A 301-nucleotide genomic window follows, 5' to 3' on the forward strand; every position below is an offset into this window, starting at 1 on the left:
GTTCCCTTGATCTTAGAGTTCACACAAAATACGGAAAGTCATGACTGGCTGAGCTTGTTTGCATCTTGGACTGGGATTGTCTGTGTTATATTGGTAGCAGAAGGGCGTGCAAGCAATTATCTCTTTGGGACCATTAACTCCGCTATCTACTTGATCTTGGCCATGAACGCGACTTTTTATGGAGAAGTTTTGACGACCGTTTACTTCTTTGTCATGCAGCCGATTGGTCTCTATGCTTGGTTGTCCAATCGTATCAATGAACAGGAAAAACCAGAAGAATCCCACTTTGAAGCTAAGAAAT

1 protein-coding gene is annotated in these 301 nt (G+C 42.5%); it reads left to right on the forward strand.

Annotated elements, in window-relative coordinates:
- Positions 1 to 301, forward strand: a 301-nt coding sequence (gene pnuC, locus CF394_RS03435) for a nicotinamide riboside transporter PnuC (protein ID WP_207761674.1), incomplete at both ends; no start/stop codon positions are given.

Source organism: Tetzosporium hominis, assembly GCF_002265435.1.
GTDB classification, from domain to species: domain Bacteria; phylum Bacillota; class Bacilli; order Bacillales_A; family Planococcaceae; genus Chryseomicrobium; species Chryseomicrobium hominis.